19 protein-coding genes are annotated in these 17,662 nt (G+C 40.1%); 1 reads left to right on the top strand and 18 read right to left on the bottom strand.

The window, feature by feature from the left end:
* Nucleotides 1–205: 205 nt before the first annotated feature.
* Genes GNP81_RS03780 through flhA form a run of 12 tightly spaced genes read right to left on the bottom strand, consistent with a single transcriptional unit; the run spans nt 206 to nt 12,762 of the window.
* Nucleotides 206–667, bottom strand: a complete 462-nt coding sequence (locus tag GNP81_RS03780; protein WP_155673581.1) for a DUF2802 domain-containing protein — start codon at nt 665–667, stop codon at nt 206–208.
* A complete protein-coding gene (locus GNP81_RS03775; RefSeq protein WP_005420305.1) occupies nt 667–1,161 on the bottom strand; it encodes a chemotaxis protein CheW in 495 nt (164 codons plus the stop codon). Before GNP81_RS03775 ends, GNP81_RS03780 begins: the two co-directional genes overlap by 1 nt.
* Nucleotides 1,162–1,189: 28 nt before the next feature.
* The gene (locus GNP81_RS03770; protein ID WP_155673580.1) at nt 1,190–2,251 is read right to left on the bottom strand and encodes a chemotaxis protein CheW; all 1,062 of its coding nucleotides are present in this window, start codon (nt 2,249–2,251) and stop codon (nt 1,190–1,192) included.
* A complete protein-coding gene (locus GNP81_RS03765) occupies nt 2,251–3,018 on the bottom strand; it encodes a ParA family protein (RefSeq protein WP_005420307.1) in 768 nt (255 codons plus the stop codon). The genes GNP81_RS03770 and GNP81_RS03765 overlap by 1 nt, the downstream gene beginning before the upstream one ends.
* 8 nt (nt 3,019–3,026) lie before the next feature.
* Nucleotides 3,027–4,157 (bottom strand): protein-glutamate methylesterase/protein-glutamine glutaminase, encoded by a 1,131-nt coding sequence (locus GNP81_RS03760; protein ID WP_005420308.1) that lies wholly within the window; start codon nt 4,155–4,157, stop codon nt 3,027–3,029.
* 15 nt (nt 4,158–4,172) lie between these two features.
* Complete coding sequence (locus GNP81_RS03755; protein ID WP_155673579.1) at nt 4,173–6,374, bottom strand: chemotaxis protein CheA; 2,202 nt, start codon at nt 6,372–6,374, stop codon at nt 4,173–4,175.
* A 9-nt stretch (nt 6,375–6,383) separates the two neighbouring features.
* Nucleotides 6,384–7,100: a protein phosphatase CheZ gene (locus tag GNP81_RS03750; protein WP_155670649.1), complete on the bottom strand. Its 717-nt coding sequence runs from the start codon at nt 7,098–7,100 to the stop codon at nt 6,384–6,386.
* A 31-nt stretch (nt 7,101–7,131) separates the two neighbouring features.
* The gene (gene cheY, locus GNP81_RS03745; RefSeq protein ID WP_011262352.1) at nt 7,132–7,500 is read right to left on the bottom strand and encodes a chemotaxis response regulator CheY; all 369 of its coding nucleotides are present in this window, start codon (nt 7,498–7,500) and stop codon (nt 7,132–7,134) included.
* A gap of 48 nt (nt 7,501–7,548) precedes the next feature.
* A complete protein-coding gene (locus GNP81_RS03740) occupies nt 7,549–8,280 on the bottom strand; it encodes an RNA polymerase sigma factor FliA (protein ID WP_005420318.1) in 732 nt (243 codons plus the stop codon).
* Nucleotides 8,273–9,163, bottom strand: a complete 891-nt coding sequence (locus tag GNP81_RS03735; protein WP_005420320.1) for a MinD/ParA family protein — start codon at nt 9,161–9,163, stop codon at nt 8,273–8,275. The genes GNP81_RS03740 and GNP81_RS03735 overlap by 8 nt, the downstream gene beginning before the upstream one ends.
* A complete protein-coding gene (gene flhF, locus GNP81_RS03730; RefSeq protein ID WP_155670651.1) occupies nt 9,160–10,635 on the bottom strand; it encodes a flagellar biosynthesis GTPase FlhF in 1,476 nt (491 codons plus the stop codon). Before flhF ends, GNP81_RS03735 begins: the two co-directional genes overlap by 4 nt.
* A 33-nt stretch (nt 10,636–10,668) precedes the next feature.
* Nucleotides 10,669–12,762 carry a flagellar biosynthesis protein FlhA gene (gene flhA, locus GNP81_RS03725; RefSeq protein WP_012533024.1) on the bottom strand — a complete coding sequence of 698 codons (2,094 nt, stop codon included), beginning with the start codon at nt 12,760–12,762 and terminating at the stop codon, nt 10,669–10,671.
* A 261-nt stretch (nt 12,763–13,023) separates the two neighbouring features.
* Between flhA and GNP81_RS03720 the strand changes: the two genes are divergently transcribed.
* Entirely contained in the window at nt 13,024–13,701 is a 678-nt protein-coding gene (locus tag GNP81_RS03720; protein WP_155670653.1) for a flagellar brake protein, read from the top strand.
* 13 nt (nt 13,702–13,714) lie between these two features.
* Here the strand turns inward: GNP81_RS03720 and flhB are convergent, their stop codons facing one another.
* Genes flhB through fliN form a run of 6 tightly spaced genes read right to left on the bottom strand, consistent with a single transcriptional unit; the run spans nt 13,715 to nt 17,644 of the window.
* Nucleotides 13,715–14,845: a flagellar biosynthesis protein FlhB gene (flhB, locus tag GNP81_RS03715; protein WP_005420337.1), complete on the bottom strand. Its 1,131-nt coding sequence runs from the start codon at nt 14,843–14,845 to the stop codon at nt 13,715–13,717.
* Nucleotides 14,846–14,890: 45 nt separating this feature from the next.
* Nucleotides 14,891–15,673 (bottom strand): flagellar biosynthetic protein FliR, encoded by a 783-nt coding sequence (fliR, locus tag GNP81_RS03710; RefSeq protein WP_005420338.1) that lies wholly within the window; start codon nt 15,671–15,673, stop codon nt 14,891–14,893.
* Nucleotides 15,674–15,709: 36 nt separating this feature from the next.
* Nucleotides 15,710–15,979, bottom strand: coding sequence for a flagellar biosynthesis protein FliQ (fliQ, locus tag GNP81_RS03705; protein ID WP_005420339.1), 270 nt, complete (start codon nt 15,977–15,979; stop codon nt 15,710–15,712).
* Nucleotides 15,980–15,988: 9 nt separating this feature from the next.
* Entirely contained in the window at nt 15,989–16,858 is an 870-nt protein-coding gene (fliP, locus tag GNP81_RS03700; protein ID WP_155670659.1) for a flagellar type III secretion system pore protein FliP, read from the bottom strand.
* Nucleotides 16,845–17,231 carry a flagellar biosynthetic protein FliO gene (fliO, locus tag GNP81_RS03695; RefSeq protein ID WP_005420341.1) on the bottom strand — a complete coding sequence of 129 codons (387 nt, stop codon included), beginning with the start codon at nt 17,229–17,231 and terminating at the stop codon, nt 16,845–16,847. Before fliO ends, fliP begins: the two co-directional genes overlap by 14 nt.
* 23 nt (nt 17,232–17,254) lie before the next feature.
* Entirely contained in the window at nt 17,255–17,644 is a 390-nt protein-coding gene (gene fliN, locus GNP81_RS03690; RefSeq protein ID WP_005420344.1) for a flagellar motor switch protein FliN, read from the bottom strand.
* Nucleotides 17,645–17,662: the final 18 nt, after the last annotated feature.

The raw sequence follows: 17,662 nt of genomic DNA, 5'->3' as shown, positions 1-17,662 counted from the left end.
CTAATTGGATAGATAAGTAAATAAATATGTCTTTTAGTGATAGTTTTGTAATACCTTGTAATTTGTATGGCTATCATAGAGTTAGTTTACGATTTTACAAATACCACTTTATAGGTATGAAAATTATTATCCTCAATTTATGGATAAAAAAAAGCCCCTCAAATAAGGAGCTCTTAAATACTAGTTTATCAATAGAAGCAGAAGACTACTCTTCGTTTTCCATTCTCAATGGTGGCATTGATCCTTTACCTGCTGCAATTTTCGCCTGTAAAGACATCATTAACTCTGCTTCTGCTTTTGGAAGTTCACACTCTTCCATCAACTCATTGATCCCAGCGCCAAGTTGAACCAGCTTATTCGCTCTTGAATACAAACGACTATCGGCGTCTGTATTTTCTAACTCATTTAAACGATCATCAAAGTGTTGATTTAATTGAGTTATATCAGCTACTTTTTGCCCCATATTAATGGAGCCAGCACGAAACTCTACAAATTGCTTTTGCAGTTTTTGTTGTTCATCTTGCAGCTGCTTATATTGCTCTTGTGATTCAGTTAATTGTTGCATTAACCGTTTATTCTTACGGTTTAAGACCAAAAAAATCACAAGTACAAGGATCATTGTTGTTATTGCTAGTAGCTCAGGGAGCTGAGTTAAATTATCAACCATTATAGGTTTGCCATGTCATCCCATTCGTCGTCAGACAAAAGTTTGTTAAGGTCTACCAAGATAAGTAGGTTGCCGTCACGGTTGCTAACGCCTTGGATGAACTTAGCGCTTTCTTCCGTGCCAACACTTGGCGTCGTATCAATTTCAGATGAACGTAAGTATACAACTTCCGCTACGCTATCAACAAGGATACCGATAACTTGACGCTCAGATTCGATAACAATAATACGTGTGTTATCGGTAATTTCACCCTGCATTAAACCAAAACGTGAACGAGTATCAATAACTGTTACTACATTACCACGTAGGTTAATGATACCTAAAACGTAATCTGGAGCACCTGGAACTGGTGCAATTTCAGTATGACGAAGTACTTCACGCACTTGCATTACGTTGATACCGTAAGTTTCTTCTTCTAATTGAAATGTTACCCACTGCAGAACTTCATCGTTCACTTGATCTTTGCGGATCTCTACTTCATTAACCTGAGACATTTTATTTCCTCGTCCTATTAGAGTTATTTTACTCTATTCCCTTAATGTCGAGACCGGCATTAAGCATAGCAATCATCGCCTCAACATGAATCAAGGCACACATCTTTTCTTTTACCATTCCAGATAACCAAGGTCGTTTTCCTGCGGTCTCACGCCATCGAATGCGATCACTTGTTAATGTTTCCGTCCCGGCTAGCGCATTACACGCTAATCCCCATTTGCTTTCACCAAGCATAACAAGGTATTGGTAATCTTCTTTGTAGCTTTCATCTTTGATACTTTGCGGCATCACCCACTTTGCGGTATCAAGCGCATCGATTTTTAATTCTCGGCTTGTTTGCAAGCCAAGATACCAATCAGGACGACCAATTAAGTGACTGAATTCTGTAATTTGGTGAATACCACCTAACTCAGCTAATGGCACTGCGAACATCACCCCCATGACTTCAAAGAAAAGTACTTGGAATTCTTCTTGATGCTCTGCATTTTTCCAATCAAGTCCACTTGGTGGCGGTGCTTTGCCTGCTTGGGTTTCTAACTCTTCGCTGTTATCTATATCGGCAGTAACTTCAATCTCTTCAGATTCAGTCTCTTCAAAAACCGGTTCTTCAACAACAGGAGCAACCTCAATTTTATCCGATAAATCCCATGCAGAAAGATCAAGCTCTTCAGGCTCTTCTTCTGTAATAGGTTGAGGCTCATTAACATCCGATTCTGTTTTTTCTATTTCACCAGAAACTAAGGCATCTATTTCATCTTGGACGTTTAATTGAGAATTTTCTAACTGGCTTAATAAACGCTGAACATCTTCTAATTGAGGCATCTCAAATGGATAATCATCATATTCATCCACTTGCGGCGATGCTTGCAATTGATACTGAGGCTCGGGAGTATCTAATGTTACTGAATCAGACTGCCAATCAGACACTGCTACATCCTCAAGTTCAATATCAGCGACGGGTTCAGACTCAACTAACTCTTCACGAACTTCTTCAAGATTAACGTCTTGCTCAATGACATCTTCATCTAACAGTGATGAGAAATAATCATCAAGCGCTTCTTCACTGGTAAATGTTTTAAAATCAGCCATTAAGCTAATCTCTCCAAGTAATTCAGTAATGTTTTATACGCAAAAACGCCACGACTATTTGGAGATACAAATGACGGTGGCATTCTTTTTAAGCTGGCATCTCTAAATTTTGTATCAATAGGTACTGCAGATGCCCAAACCTGATCTTGATAGCTATTTTTTAAATCCATCAAGGTTTGTAAAGAAGCATTAGTGCGCTTATCGTACATAGTCGGAATAATGGTCACATCAAACAAAGAAGGTTTATTTCTTTGCATTATCGTTAATGTTCTCATCATTCGTTCTAAACCTTTCATCGCTAAAAATTCAGTTTGAACAGGAATCAGCACTCGAGTACTTGCCGCTAATGCATTAACCATCATCACACCAAGAATCGGTGGGCAATCAATCAATACATAATCATAATCAGCTTCTAGTGCTTTCAGTGCACGCTTCAATACTAACCCCATCCCATTACGGTTTCCCATAACACGATCAAGTGTCGCAAGTGACATATGAGCTGGAATAATATCAAGCCCTGGGATATCACTTTTTAATACAAAAGGTGCTACCGTGGTTTTATTGATTGTAGGTAGTTGAAACAACTCAAATAAGCTGCATGGTAAATCGTCTGAATCATAGCCTAAGTAAGTAGTTAAAGAACCATGAGGATCCGTATCTACCATTAATACACGTTTACCACGTTGATTTAACAACCCTGCTAATGTGATTGTGGTTGTGGTTTTACCCACGCCACCTTTCTGATTAGCTATGCTCCAGACAATCATGTTATTTCCTACTTCAATCCAACTTCAACAAGCATTCTTTCTGCAATGCGATCAAGCGGTAAACTTTCTGAAGATAAACCGGCTTTATCGACAGCTTGAGGCATACCATATACCACACAGCTCTGCTCATCTTGAGACCAAATAGTTGCACCACCAGCTTTAAGCATTCGACAGCCTTCTCGACCATCTGCGCCCATACCAGTTAAGATCATCGACAGAACTTTATCACCGTATACTTTCGCTGCAGATCCGAAGGTAACATCAACACATGGTTTATAATTCATGCGTTCACCACCATCTAAAATCTTCAAGCGTGAAGCGCCCGGACGGCCATCAACCATCATTTGCAAACCACCTGGAGCCAAATATGCACAACCTGGTTTTAGCACATCGCCATCTTCTGCTTCTTTAACTTGAATTTTGCACAAGTTATTTAAACGAGCAGCAAACGCCGCTGTAAAAGTGGCAGGCATATGTTGAACCAAAATAATTGGATGTGGGTAATTCGCCGGAATCGCCGTTAATATCTTTTGCAGTGCAACTGGACCACCCGTTGAAGTCCCAATAGCCGTTAATTGATACTTTTTACCCGTCGCTTTAAAGCGTTGTGCAATTGGAGCTGCTGGCGCTGCTTTTACAGGAGATGCTGTTAATGCAGAAGTCGCAGTTCGTGTTGTTGCTGTACGAGATTCAACAGTGCTTGTAGATTGCGAACTCAGTACTGGTCTGCGCATAAATGATTTTTTACGCGCAATTTCAGCAATTCGTTTCTGTAGTAAAGAAACCGCTTCATCGCGATTACGAGCGATGTCTTCAAATTTCTTAGGTAAGAAATCAAGAGCACCCGCATCTAAAGCATCAAGTGTTGCTTTTGCGCCATCGTGAGTTAGCGAAGAGAACATTAAGGTTGGTGTTGGACACGCCTTCATGATCTCTCGGACTGCTGAGATGCCGTCCATGACAGGCATCTCAATATCCATTGTTATTACATCTGGCTTTAATGATTTCGCTTTTTCTACCGCTTCTTTACCATTTACAGCCACGTCGATAACTTCAAGACGTGGATCTGAATTGATAATTTCACTTACTCGGCGACGGAAAAAACTAGAATCATCTACCACTAATACTTTTATAGCCATGTCAATCCTTGTGCATTAACGCATGCGAACGGCGTAACGCTTTAACAAGTTAGGAACGTCAAGGATCAATGCAATATGACCATCAGAAGTAATCGTTGCACCTGCCATACCTGGAGTACCTTGTAATAGTTCATCTAGCGGTTTAATAACCACCTCTTCTTGACCTATTAAGGTATCAACAACAAAACCAACACGTTGAGCACCAAGTTGAATAATTACAACATGACCTAACCCTGTACGTTCTGTTTGACGACTACCAGGAACCAACCAATCTTGTAAGAAGAACAGTGGAATCGACTTTTCACGAACAATTGTTGTTAATTGACCATCAACGATGTTTGTCTTAGACAGATCAAGATGGAAAATCTCATTTACACTTGCTAATGGAAGTGCAAATGGTTGATTCGCAACACCAACCATTAACGTTGGTAAAATTGCAAGAGTCAGTGGCACTTTGATTACGATCTTAGTACCTTCACCCATGTTTGAATCAATATCAATTGAACCATTTAGTTGGTTGATCGCTGTTTTAACCACGTCCATACCTACACCACGACCAGAAATATCTGAAATTTCAGTCTTAGTTGAGAAACCTGGTGCAAAAATAAGGTTATAACATTCTTTATTTGTTAAGCGTGATGCAGCATCGCTGTCCATTAAACCTCGGTTTACCGCAATACCACGAAGTTTATCTGCATCCATACCGCCGCCATCATCAATGATGCTCAGTAAGATGTGATCCCCTTCTTGAGATGCAGATAAGATCACTTTACCGGTACGATCTTTACCCGCTTTTAAACGGTCATCAGGCATTTCAATACCATGATCCACAGAGTTACGAACTAAGTGAATCAATGGATCGGCAAGCGCTTCCACCAAGTTTTTATCTAAATCAGTTTCTTCACCGCGCATTTCTAGCACGATGTCTTTTTTCAGTGTACGAGCCAAGTCACGTACAACTCGTGGGAAGCGACCAAATACTTTCTTAATTGGTTGCATACGAGTTTTCATTACTGCACCTTGAAGATCGGCAGTAACGACATCTAGATTTGATACTGCTTTTGACATTTCTTCGTCATTGCTGTTCAAACCTAAACTCACTAAACGGTTTCGAACAAGTACAAGCTCTCCCACCATATTCATGATGTTATCTAATGTTGATGTATCAACACGTACCGTACTTTCTGATTGTGATTTTGCAGGCGCTTTTGCTGGTGCCTTTGCAACCACTTTCACATCTTCTTTCGGTGCTTGTGTTCTTGTCGGTGCTGTTGTTCTTGTTGGTGCTTCAACTACAGGTGTTGGTACACTTGTCGTCTGATTCATAGCAGCAACAGGTTGAACAGCTTGATCAAGCTCTTCTTCAGTTGGGCCTTTGCCTGAACCATGCAGCTGATCAAGCAATTTCTCAAACTCATCATCTGTCATTAAATCTGAATCACCAGAATTTGACAGGATATCTTCTACTGGCTTAGCTACTGGAGCTGTCGTTGCATTACTTGGGCTTTTACCTGAACCATGAAGTTCATCAAGCAGACGCTCAAACTCATCGTCAGTAATATCACCATCATCAGTACTCGCTGACGATGCGATAGGCGCAGCAGGTGCAGGTGTTACTGAAGCAGCACTACTTGGAGATGCGCCTTTACCATGTAATTCATCTAATAATCGTTCAAATTCATCTTCTGTAATATCATCAACAGAATCATGATTATTAGCCGAAACAGAAACCTCTTCTACAGAAGGGGTTACTTCAATTACTGGTTCTTCAATAACGATGTCTTCAACAACAGCTTCGTTTACTGTTGATGCAATTTCATCTTCTGATGCTGGTTTGCTTAAACGATGTAGTTCATCAAGTAAGCTTTGTTCTGCTGGCTCTAAAGCTTCACCATTTTGCACTGAACTGAACATAACATTCACGGTATCAAGTGCTTGTAAGATGGTATCCATTAGCTCAGAAGTAACTTTACGTTTACCTGTTCTAAGAATATCAAATACGTTTTCCGCACCATGACAAGCATCAACTAATTCAGTTAATGATAAAAAGCCTGCACCGCCTTTAACGGTATGAAAACCACGGAAAATAGCATTTAATAAATCAGCATCATCAGGGCGCTGCTCTAATTCAACTAATTGTTCAGAAAGTAGCTCGAGAATTTCTCCTGCTTCAATTAAGAAATCTTGCAGGATGTCTTCATCCATTTCAAAGCTCATAGTATTCCTCTAAAATCCTAGACTGGCTAATAGGTCATCAACATCATCTTGAGATGCTACAGCGTCTTCGCGTTCATGCGGGTTGATAATTGGTCCTTCAGCAACAGCAGGTTTCTTCGATTTTTCTGCTGCATCTAACCGCTCTTCCACTTTAAACAACGTCAAGATATCAACCAATCGGTCTTCAACTTCTTGAACTAACGTAATTACTCGTTTAATAATTTGACCAGTAAGGTCTTGGAAGTCTTGTGCCATTAAGATAGTGGTTAGTTCATTACGAAGTTCTGAACTATTACCTTCAACCTGAGTTAATAACCCATCAATGTTGTGGCATAAGGTTTTGAACTGAGCAAGCTCAATTCGACCTTTCATTAAACTGTTCCACTGTGGGCGAACTTGAAGCAAGCCTTCGTGCAATTCGTCTGCAATAGGTAATGAACGATCAACAGCATCCATGGTTTTATTGGCTGCCATTTCCGTTTTATCAATCACATATTGCAAACGATCACGCGCATCTGGAATCTCATCATTAGCAATGGCAACAACTCGATGATCAAGTTTAAAATTCTTCAAAGACTCATGAAGATCACGAGTTAAAGAACCTATTTCTTGTAACATTGGTTGTTCACTTGGCATTGCTAACGAAGCAACTAATTGATTTGCTTCTTCTTGCTTGCCATCTTCTAATAAAGCGACAAGTTCCTTGGCATCAGTTAATGAAATCATCTTTTGCTAATCCTTCCAACGCAACATCGACTTATAAACGTTCAAAAATCTTGTCTAATTTTTCTTTTAATGTTGCAGCTGTGAAAGGCTTAACAATGTAACCATTTACACCAGCTTGAGCAGCTTCAATGATTTGTTCACGCTTTGCTTCAGCTGTGATCATTAATACTGGTAAGTGTTTTAGTTCGTCATCGGCACGAATTGTCTTTAGCAAGTCGATCCCTTGCATCCCTGGCATGTTCCAATCTGTTACTACAAAATCGAAACCACCTTTTTTAAGCAGTGGCAGTGCTGTTAAACCATCATCCGCTTCTTGGGTGTTATTAAAACCTAAGTCACGTAATAAGTTTTTTACAATACGGCGCATTGTTGAAAAGTCATCAACAATAAGGATCTTCATGTTTTTATTCAAAATCGCCTCCAGTGAGGGCAAAGTAACGGGATTTAATTATTCTACTGTCCAAGATGATAGCTTGGCCCGTAGTCGTTGCATCGATTGGCTATGTATTTGGCTAACGCGAGATTCGCTTACACCAATTACCGCGCCAATCTCTTTTAGGTTAAGTTCTTCATCGTAATAAAGAGACAAAACCAAAGCTTCTCTTTCAGGAAGCGTTTTAATTGCTTCCACAAGAGCTACTCGAAAGTGTTCATCGGCAACACCTTGAAACGGAAGATTATCATCAGCTTGTTCTTCAGTTGCGATCACATCATCAGAAACGCCTAAATCTTCCATACCAACTAGTTTACCGCAATTTACATCATTAAGTATCTGATAATATTGATCTAACGGTAATTCTAGATAGTCTGCTATCTCTTTATCGGTCGGATCGCGAGAAAGTTTAGCTTCAAGTTCTCTAATTGCCGAATTAATCATCCGACTGTTCTTATGTACTGAGCGAGGAACCCAATCTCCACGTCGAATTTCATCCAACATAGAGCCTCTAATTCGAATCCCAGCATAGGTTTCAAAACTTGCGCCTTTACTGCCATCATAATTTTGCTGGGCTTCTAATAAACCAATCATGCCAGCTTGAATCAGATCATCTACTAATACACTTGCTGGCAATCTCGCCATTAAATGATGAGCAATACGTTTAACCAGATCAGAATAACGTTCTAAAAACGCCTTCTGACTGTTTACATTGCCTTTATGATCATAAGTTAAGCCATCAGACATAATCGTCCTCAATTTCACTTGTTTTTTCATTGCGTAATAGCTTTTCTACGAAAAACTCTAAATGACCACTTGGTGCCTTAGGTACAGGCCAAGTTACCACTTTGTTTGCTAGAGATTTCATTGCTAACGCTGCTGGAGAGCGTGGATATGCATCCACAACGACTTTTTGTTTTCTAACTGACAGACGCACTTTTTCATCTAATGGAATACAAGCCACTAATTCCATATTTGCAGATAAAAAGCGATCCGTTACTAGCGTTAGTTTCGCAAATAATTCACGACCTTCACGGTAACTTCTTACCATGTTGGCAACAATTTTGAATCGTTGAACATTATGCTCACGACTTAAAAGTTTTATTAATGCATATGCATCGGTGATTGACGTTGGTTCATCACACACCACAACTAAAACATCTTGAGCCGCACGAGAAAAACTGGTCACCATATCAGAGATGCCAGCAGCAGTATCGATTAAAAGAATATCTACTTCTTCTTCTAAACTGCTGAATGCTCGAATTAATCCTGCATGTTGTGCTGGTGTCAGTTCTGCCATAGATTTGGTTCCTGACGTTGCAGGAATTAGTCTCACACCATATGGACCTTCAACGATAATGTCTGCTAATTCGCATTCACCATCTAAAACATGTCCTAGGTTTTTATGTGCACGAACACCCAGCATAATATCAATATTTGCTAAGCCTAAATCGCCATCTAACACCATCACTTTTTTCCCTTGCTGTGCAAGTGACAATGCTAAATTTAATGTTACGTTTGTTTTACCTACGCCACCTTTACCACCCGTTACAGCAACCACTTTGGTCAATGTTGGTTTGGTTAAGCGTCGTAATCCACTAGCCTGATCGTATATATTATTATCAATCATAAATTGTCCGCCTCTGGCATATCACTATTCCAGAAATGAGGGTCCTTTTCCGTCGCTTTTTCTAGTAATTCATTTGCCTTTGCAACTAAGTATTTTGGTTGAGCTAAAACAATGTCCTCAGGAACACGTTGCCCATTTGCAATATAAGAGATTGGAAGACCATTCTCTATAGTTACACTAATTAATTCACCTAAACTTAGAGATTCATCGATTTTACTTAAAATACAACCAGATAATGGAATGCGTTTGAAGTGATCAATGGTTTCTTGCAGTACTCGGCGTTGTGCCGTTGCTGGCATCACAAGATAGCTATTAATTTGTGATCCACTGTTTTCCATAATCGTATCTAGCTGTTCTGTTAAACGTACATCACGTTGCCCCATACCTGCAGTATCCACAAGCACTAAACGACGATTACGTAATTGATACAGAACCGATGCTAATTCATCAGCATCTTTAGCAATTCGTACCGGACAGCCCATAATTCGGCCATAAATAGCCAATTGTTCTTGAGCACCAATACGGAAGGTATCTGTTGTAACTAATGCTACTTGGTCAGGACCATATTCCATTGCAGCGCGAGCGGCTAACTTAGCAATCGTGGTTGTTTTACCCACACCAGTTGGACCCAATAATGCAATAATACCGCCACGAGATAGCGTATCCACTTTTGAAGTTGGGATTTGCTCTGCTAGTAATTTTAATAATGCAGGCCATGCATCTTTTGCTGGAACATCTTCTGGAATATAACAAGCAAGTTGATCAGCAAGCTCTTCTGATAATCCCATTTTTTCTAAACGTTTAATCAGCATTGCTCGTAGAGGTTCGCGACGCTCTACTTCTTGCCACATAAGGCCAGAAACTTGATGCTCTAATAAACGACGAATAGATGACATTTCAGAACGCATGTTTTCTAATTCTTCGTTCGACTCTTGATGGGAGCGACGACCTTTCTCATAACGAGATGGATCTAATTTCGGTTGTGCGCGCTCCGTTGAGTGACGAACTGGTTCATCAGAAATAAGGTGCGCTAATTTTGGATTATTTTGAATCGCACGAGTCATTTCTGAAGTATCTAATCTTGGAGTAGACGCTGAATTTGAATACGAGTTGGTTGATTGAGTCTGAAATTTAGACTGACGTTGTAATAGCGCTGCTAAACTATCCTCTTCACGCTCAGCTTTTTCTGGCTCTTGTGTTGGTGTACTGCCATGCGAACCATATTGCTTGATCATATTTGCAAAACGACGCGTCATTGAACCTTTGCCAACACTCACCTTGTCTTCTTCAACTTGACGTTGTGATACTGCTGGGAATGATTGAGATTGCGCACCTGGATCAATAGCCGCAACAATTTCAATACCACCGGTTACTTTTTTATTTGACATAATGACAGCGTCAACACCTAGCTCTTCTTTTACTTGAACCAGAGCAGAACGCATGTCTTTTGCAAAAAATCGTTTAATTTTCAATATCGTATTCCTGCGTTAAATAAGTTGACGCGGTTAGTTACCAACAGCTTGAACAATTCTAATTTGTTTCTCATCAGGGATCTCTTGGTAAGAGAGAACTCGTAAGTTTGGAATCGTGTTCTTCACAAACTTAGCTAATGTCGAACGTAATACCCCTGATGTTAACAGCACTGCTGCTTCGCCTTTTAACTCTTGCTCTTGAGTCGCTTGAGTTAATGATGCTTGCAGACGTTCTGCTAACCCTGGCTCAATACCAGTGGTCTCACCACCAGATGCCTGCATAGTTTGATGCAAGATTTGTTCCAACTCAGGAATTAGAGTAATAACTGGCATTTCAGCCTCTATCCCATTGATTTCCTGAACAATTAATCGTTTTAACGAAATTCGAACAGCAGCCGTCAAAATGTCAGGTTCTTGACTTTTTGGCGCATATTCAGACAAAGTTTGGACAATGGTTCGAATATCGCGAATTGGAATTGCTTCATTCAATAAATTCTGAAGCACTTTTACAACCGCACCCAGAGGTAATTGATCAGGAACCAATCCCTCAACTAACTTAGGTGAACTTTGTGCCAACAGCTCAAGTAAGTTCTGAACTTCTTCGTGACCTAACAGCTGAGCGGCATTATTCGTTAATAGCTGGCTTAAGTGCGTTGCAAGTACTGTTGCTGCATCTACTACAGTATAGCCTAATGCTTGGGCGTGCTCTCTTTGCTCTTCATTGATCCAAACCGCTTCTAAACCAAACGCAGGATCGAAGGTTGGTTCCCCCTCAATAGAGCCATAAACCTGACCTGGGTTAATCGCTAACTCTTTATCTGGGCGAATTTCAGCTTCACCGCCAGCAACGCCCATTAAAGTAATTCGGTATACGTTTGGCGGTAATTCTAAATTATCTCGAATATGAACAGCAGGGACTAAGAAACCAAAATCTTGAGATAACTTTTTACGAACCCCTTTCACACGATCAAGCAACTCTCCACCTTGCTCTTTATCTACCATAGGGATTAAGCGATAACCCACTTCTAAACCAATAACATCAACAGGTTGAACGTCATCCCATGACAGCTCTTTAGGTTGAGAAGAAGACAACTCCATTGGTGGTGCAGCTTTCTTTTCTTCTGTTTCTTGATCTTTTTTCTTAGTTAAATAATAAGACCAACCACCGGCTAATAATGCCAATAAGATGAATGGAAAATGAGGCATGCCAGGAACGATACCCATAACAAACATGATACCAGCCGTTACCATTAATGCTTTTGGATTATCAACCAATTGGAAAACCAGTTGTTCACCCATATCTTCATCGGTGTTTTGGCGAGTAACCATGATAGCTGCGCCAATCGATAAAAGAAGTGATGGAATTTGAGCAACTAAGCCATCACCAATAGTAAGCAATGTATAGATTTGAACCGCTTCACCAAACCCAAGGTTAAATTGCGCCATACCGATGGCAAGACCACCGATAATGTTAATAAATAGGATAAGGATACCAGCGATGGCATCCCCTTTTACGAATTTAGAAGCACCGTCCATTGAACCGTAAAAGTCCGCTTCTTTTGTTACTTCAAAACGACGAGTACGTGCTTGCTCTTGGTCAATCAAACCAGCATTTAAATCGGCATCGATAGCCATTTGCTTACCAGGTAATGCATCCAAGGTAAAACGTGCACTTACTTCAGAAATACGGCCCGCACCTTTGGTTACAACCATGAAGTTAATGATCATTAAGATGATGAATACAATTAAACCAACTGCGTAGTTACCGCCAATAACCACGTTACCAAAAGCGTCGATAACGTGACCCGCAGCGCCTGGACCTTCATGACCATGCAAAAGTACCACACGAGTTGATGCAACGTTCAACGCAAGACGTAATAATGTTGAAACCAGAAGGATTGTCGGGAACGCTGCAAAATCCAACGGACGACGTGTATAGATAGTCACAAGTAACACCACCATGGCTAAGGCGATGTTAAAGGTAAACATTAAATCGAGTAAGAAGGCAGGAATCGGTAAAATTACCATTGCCAGAGTGGACAGAACTAATACTGGCACACCTATTGGTGGTATACCTCGCCCTTGTAGAGCTGATAATTTATTCGGCAGCGGAATTTGAAATTTCATTAACTTCTACTTCTTCTAAACTCGTATTTCTTACGAAACAAATAATAAGTGACTAATAGCGTGATTACTTAGCTACTAAAGCAAGTTTCGAGCCAGATTAATGTCACTTTTTTGGCTGACAATTTCCAGTTTTCTGACAGATTGAAGTAGAGTCACAAAAGCAAGATTAACTCATTAATTTTAAAAGAAAAATAAGAATCGCAATTGAAAAAGGTTTTGTAATTTGTATAATTCCTCCTTTATTTATCTCTTGGTGCTGCTATGTCTAGTGTATCGCTTAGTACAAATCAAAATGTACTTAATAAAATGGATATTGGTGGTCGCGTCATCATCGAAATTACATGTCCAAACGGTCAGTCAGCACAAGCAAATTCACAGTTGATAGGCTTCAAAAAAGGACATTACGTTTTTATTGAATACCCATCCTCTCCTCCCCTTGAATTTAATAAAATCTATTTAGAAGGTGCTGACGTTACTTTTCGTGCAATTACGAACACAACACATTGTGATGTCATCGCATTTAAAACCACAATTCATTCTGTAATTTATCGTCCAATGGAAATGATTTGTCTGCATGCACCAAGTAGCATTACGATGAAACCAATCCGAACTCACCGACGCATTGAAAGTAAATTTTCGTGTAATTTATCCGTAAATGAACAAAATCTAACAGGGGTAATGAGAGACTTTTCTTTCGGTGGATGTGCCGTTGCATTACCATCAAAACTCAGCCCTGATAGCTTACTAAATAAAAAAGTTGCACTCACAATAGAGATCGAAAGTCTTGAACCGATTTCTGTTCGTGGTGAAATTAAAAATATTGATGTAAAAGAGTCACAATCGAAAATTGGAGTGATGTTTGATAGTGATGGCATCAGTGAATCTGAGTTACAAACTCTTCATCACCAATGCGTTCTTAAAGGCTGGGATAAACAATAAACTAGGTTATTGTCTATTTTTTCAATTCATCTGGAATAGTCAGCGTACTTTCATCTAATTCAGGCTTAGTACCACCTTTCTTCTTATACTGCTTCATCTGGAATATATACGCCAGAATCTGTGCAACCGCAGCAAATAAGCCATCAGGGATCTGCTGTTCTAATTCAGTTGAATGATATAACGCACGAGCCAATGGTGGAGCAGGTAAAATATCAATATTGTGCTCACGTGCAATCTCACGGATCTTCATCGCCACATGATCGACCCCTTTAGCAACTACGATCGGTGCAGCATCTTTACTTTGATCATATCGTAAAGCCACAGAGTAGTGTTCAGGGTTAGTAACGACAACATCAGCAGACGGCACATCAGCCATCATACGACGTTGAGTCATTTCACGTTGAAGCATACGGATACGCCCTTTTACTTCAGGCTTACCTTCTGTTTCTTTATATTCATCTTTTACTTCTTGTTTCGTCATTTTCAACTGATTCGCGTGTTGCCAAATTTGAAAGGGAATATCAATAGCGACAACAATCAGTAAAGTACAACTGATTAAGAGTATGAAATTTAATAATATGTCTAGAGAGTGAAAAATATTAGCGGGATACGTATCCAAGCTTAATTGGAACAGATCTTCCTTACTGCCTTCGATTAAATAAAAAGCCATTCCCCCGACAAGAGATACCTTTAAAATAGACTTTAAAAGCTCAACCCAACTCTGCATACCAAACATACGTTTAATACCCGACATAGGGTTCATTTTTGAAAACTTTGGCATCGCCGCTTCAGATGAAAAGCTGATCCCACCAAGACCCGCAGCGCCAGCCAGTGCTGCAACAAACAAAGTGATCAAAATAAGAAAGACAGGAAAAACCAATGCAATCAATGCACCACCAACGATTTCAAGCAATTTATTGGTGTCATAAATTTCTTCTCTGGATATAGAAAAAAAGCGTTCCATTACAGAAAATAGTGCTCTTGCGACATCTTCCCCAAACCACATTAATGCAACAGCACCACATACCAAAACAGAAACAGAGGCGAGCTCTTTTGACCTTGCAACCTGCCCTTTATCTTTGGCCTGTTGCAAGCGTTTGGACGTGGCGTCTTCGGTACGTTCTTGACCGTCACTCTCAGCCATATGTAATGACCTCCACGGTCGTGTTAATTAATAAAAGTTTCATAATCAACAATCTAATCGGATCATGCTACATATCTGCTCTTCAGCTCGCAGCCAATGCAGATCATAGTGATTAAACAAGCCCAAAATAATATAAGAAGTCAGTAATAGGCCAACTAATAAAGCAAAAGCAAAACCTAACGAGAAGATGTTTAATTGCGGTGCAGCACGCGTCATTACACCAAAAGAAAGGTTAACCGTCAGTAAGGCAATAATGCCTGATAGCGACATACTTAACCCAGCTTTCATCATAATACCAAGCCAACTTGCCATGGATTGATAATCTACACTGGTGAGCTTGCCTACCCCAACAGGTAACGTTGTAAAACTCATCACCACAAAGTTAATCATTTTTAAATGTCCATCAGTTCCTAAAAAAAACAGAATCGATAAAAACATAAATAATTGACCAAGGAGTGGCGTGTTCTGACCATTAGCGGGGTCAACCATAGAGGCAAAACCCAAGCTCGATTGCATACCCAAAATTTGCCCTAAAAGAACAAAGGTTTGAGTAACAAATACAGTAACCATACCCATGGCTACACCAATAATGATCTGCTCTGCTGTGGTCATAAAACCTTGAAAAGAGACCAATTGGATTTCAGGTGGCATGGCAGGAATAGCAGGCATAACAGCAAAAGTAATGCTCAAACCAAGATAGAGTCGAATTCGAGGCGACACAAAACGAGCCCCAAATACCGACATCACCATTAACATGGCTGAAATACGTGTATAAGGCCAGAAATACGTAGCTATAAAATCTAAAACTATTTGAGTTGGATATTCCATAACATTAGCTCATGTGCATCAATTCAGCTGCACACGTCAATAGAGTACCGTTGGCATTCGAGCGATAAGTTCATAAAAGTATTCCATTAACATACGCGTCATCCAATGCCCAAACAGCATCAAAGCAAGCAAAGTAACAATAAGACGCGGTAAGAAACTTAATGTTTGTTCGTTGATCGAGGTTGCCGCTTGGAATACCGCAACAACTAAACCAATTAACAAGCTTGGAATAATGATGGCACATACCATGATAAGCACCATGTAAAGCGCACCACGGAATAAATCTATCGCCATTTCAGGGGTCATGATTGCTCCTTAAGTTGCAAAACTGCCTGCGAGGGTGGACAGGATCAAATTCCAACCATCCACTAATACAAACAACATTAACTTAAACGGTAATGATACGATCATTGGAGAAAGCATCATCATACCCATTGCCATTAATACCGATGCCACCACCAAGTCAATGATCAAGAACGGCAAGAAAAGCATGAAACCGATTTGGAAAGCGGTCTTTAACTCTGAAGTAATAAACGCAGGAATAACCACGGTAATTGGTACATCTTCTGGGTTTTGGGCTTCAACGCCTGACATATTTACAAAGGTTTCTAAATCTTTTACTCGTGTTTGAGCCAACATGAACTCTTTCATCGGAACTTGCGCTACATCAAACGCTTCACGAGCCGTAATTTCTTCATTGATATAAGGCTGAATCGCCGTGTTATTTACTTTATCAAACACCGGAGCCATGATGAAAAACGTTAAAAACATCGCAATACCAATAATGACTTGGTTTGACGGTGTTTGTTGTAAACCCATGGCCTGACGCAAAATCGACATCACAACGACAATACGGGTAAAAGAGGTCATTAAAATAACCATTGCAGGCAAGAAGCCAAGCATGGTCATTAAACCTAAAATCTGTAAGTTTACAGAGTAATCTTCACCGCCATTGGCATTGGTTGTCATGGTAAATGCTGGAATACCACTACCAGAACTGCTGCCTTTTGCTATGGTTTTTGCTGCTCCTGCCTCTTTTTCCATCGCAGTAACTGTCATGCCTTCAGCACTAGCAGCAGTTTGAGGAATAGAGGAAGCGAGATCATCTACTGCCCAAGCAGGAGATGCCATACAGAAGAGTGAAAATGCCGCCAAGACGGCGGCAATAAAATTAGTTTTTAGCATTTTTTTTCATCAGTTGGCTAAGTTGAGAAGAGAAAGGCGTCATGGTATTTTCATTTACCTCTAACGGCTTATCTAGCTTACTTAGCATATTGATATTTTGAGAGGTGATCCCGATTAAGAATTGCTCCTCTCCAACTTGAACGACCGCGATTCGCTCTTTTGTTCCAACAGGCAGTTGCTTAACAATGCTCATCGCACTGCCTGATGTTCCTGTTACGCCAGGAAATCGCATTCTCTTTAATAACCATGCAAAAAAGAGGATTAATGCAATAACAAAAATCAGCGAACCTAATGTTGCCGCTAAATCAACATTAGCCTTTTCAGCTGCAAATAGAGGAAAAGGCACTAATGCCAATAACCATAGCTTTTTCATACCCAATCCCTATTCGTGTTCAATTAACGAAGTTTTTTGATGCGTTCAGTTTGGCTAATAACGTCTGTTAAACGAATACCAAACTTGTCATTCACGACAACCACTTCACCGTGAGCGATAAGTGTGCCATTAACCATTACATCTAAAGACTCACCAGCAATTCGGTCAAGTTCAACAACAGAACCTTGGTTTAGTTGCAGTAAGTTACGAATGCTAATGTGTGAACGACCTACTTCCATAGAAATCGTTACAGGAATATCTAGAATCGTATCAAGCTTGCGACGTTCATCTTCGTTGAACTCTGGTGCTTTTTCTTCTAGATCTTCTAAAGGTGCGGTTACTGCTTGAGCTTCTGCACTTTCACTTAATGCTGCTGCCCATTCGTCAGCCATTTGTTGTTCATTTGAATCCATGATCCACTACCTTCTCTG

Source organism: Aliivibrio fischeri (genome assembly GCF_009727955.1).
Classification (GTDB): domain Bacteria; phylum Pseudomonadota; class Gammaproteobacteria; order Enterobacterales; family Vibrionaceae; genus Aliivibrio; species Aliivibrio fischeri_A.
Note: the sequence above shows the minus strand (reverse complement) of the source record. Positions and strands in the feature narration are given on the sequence as shown.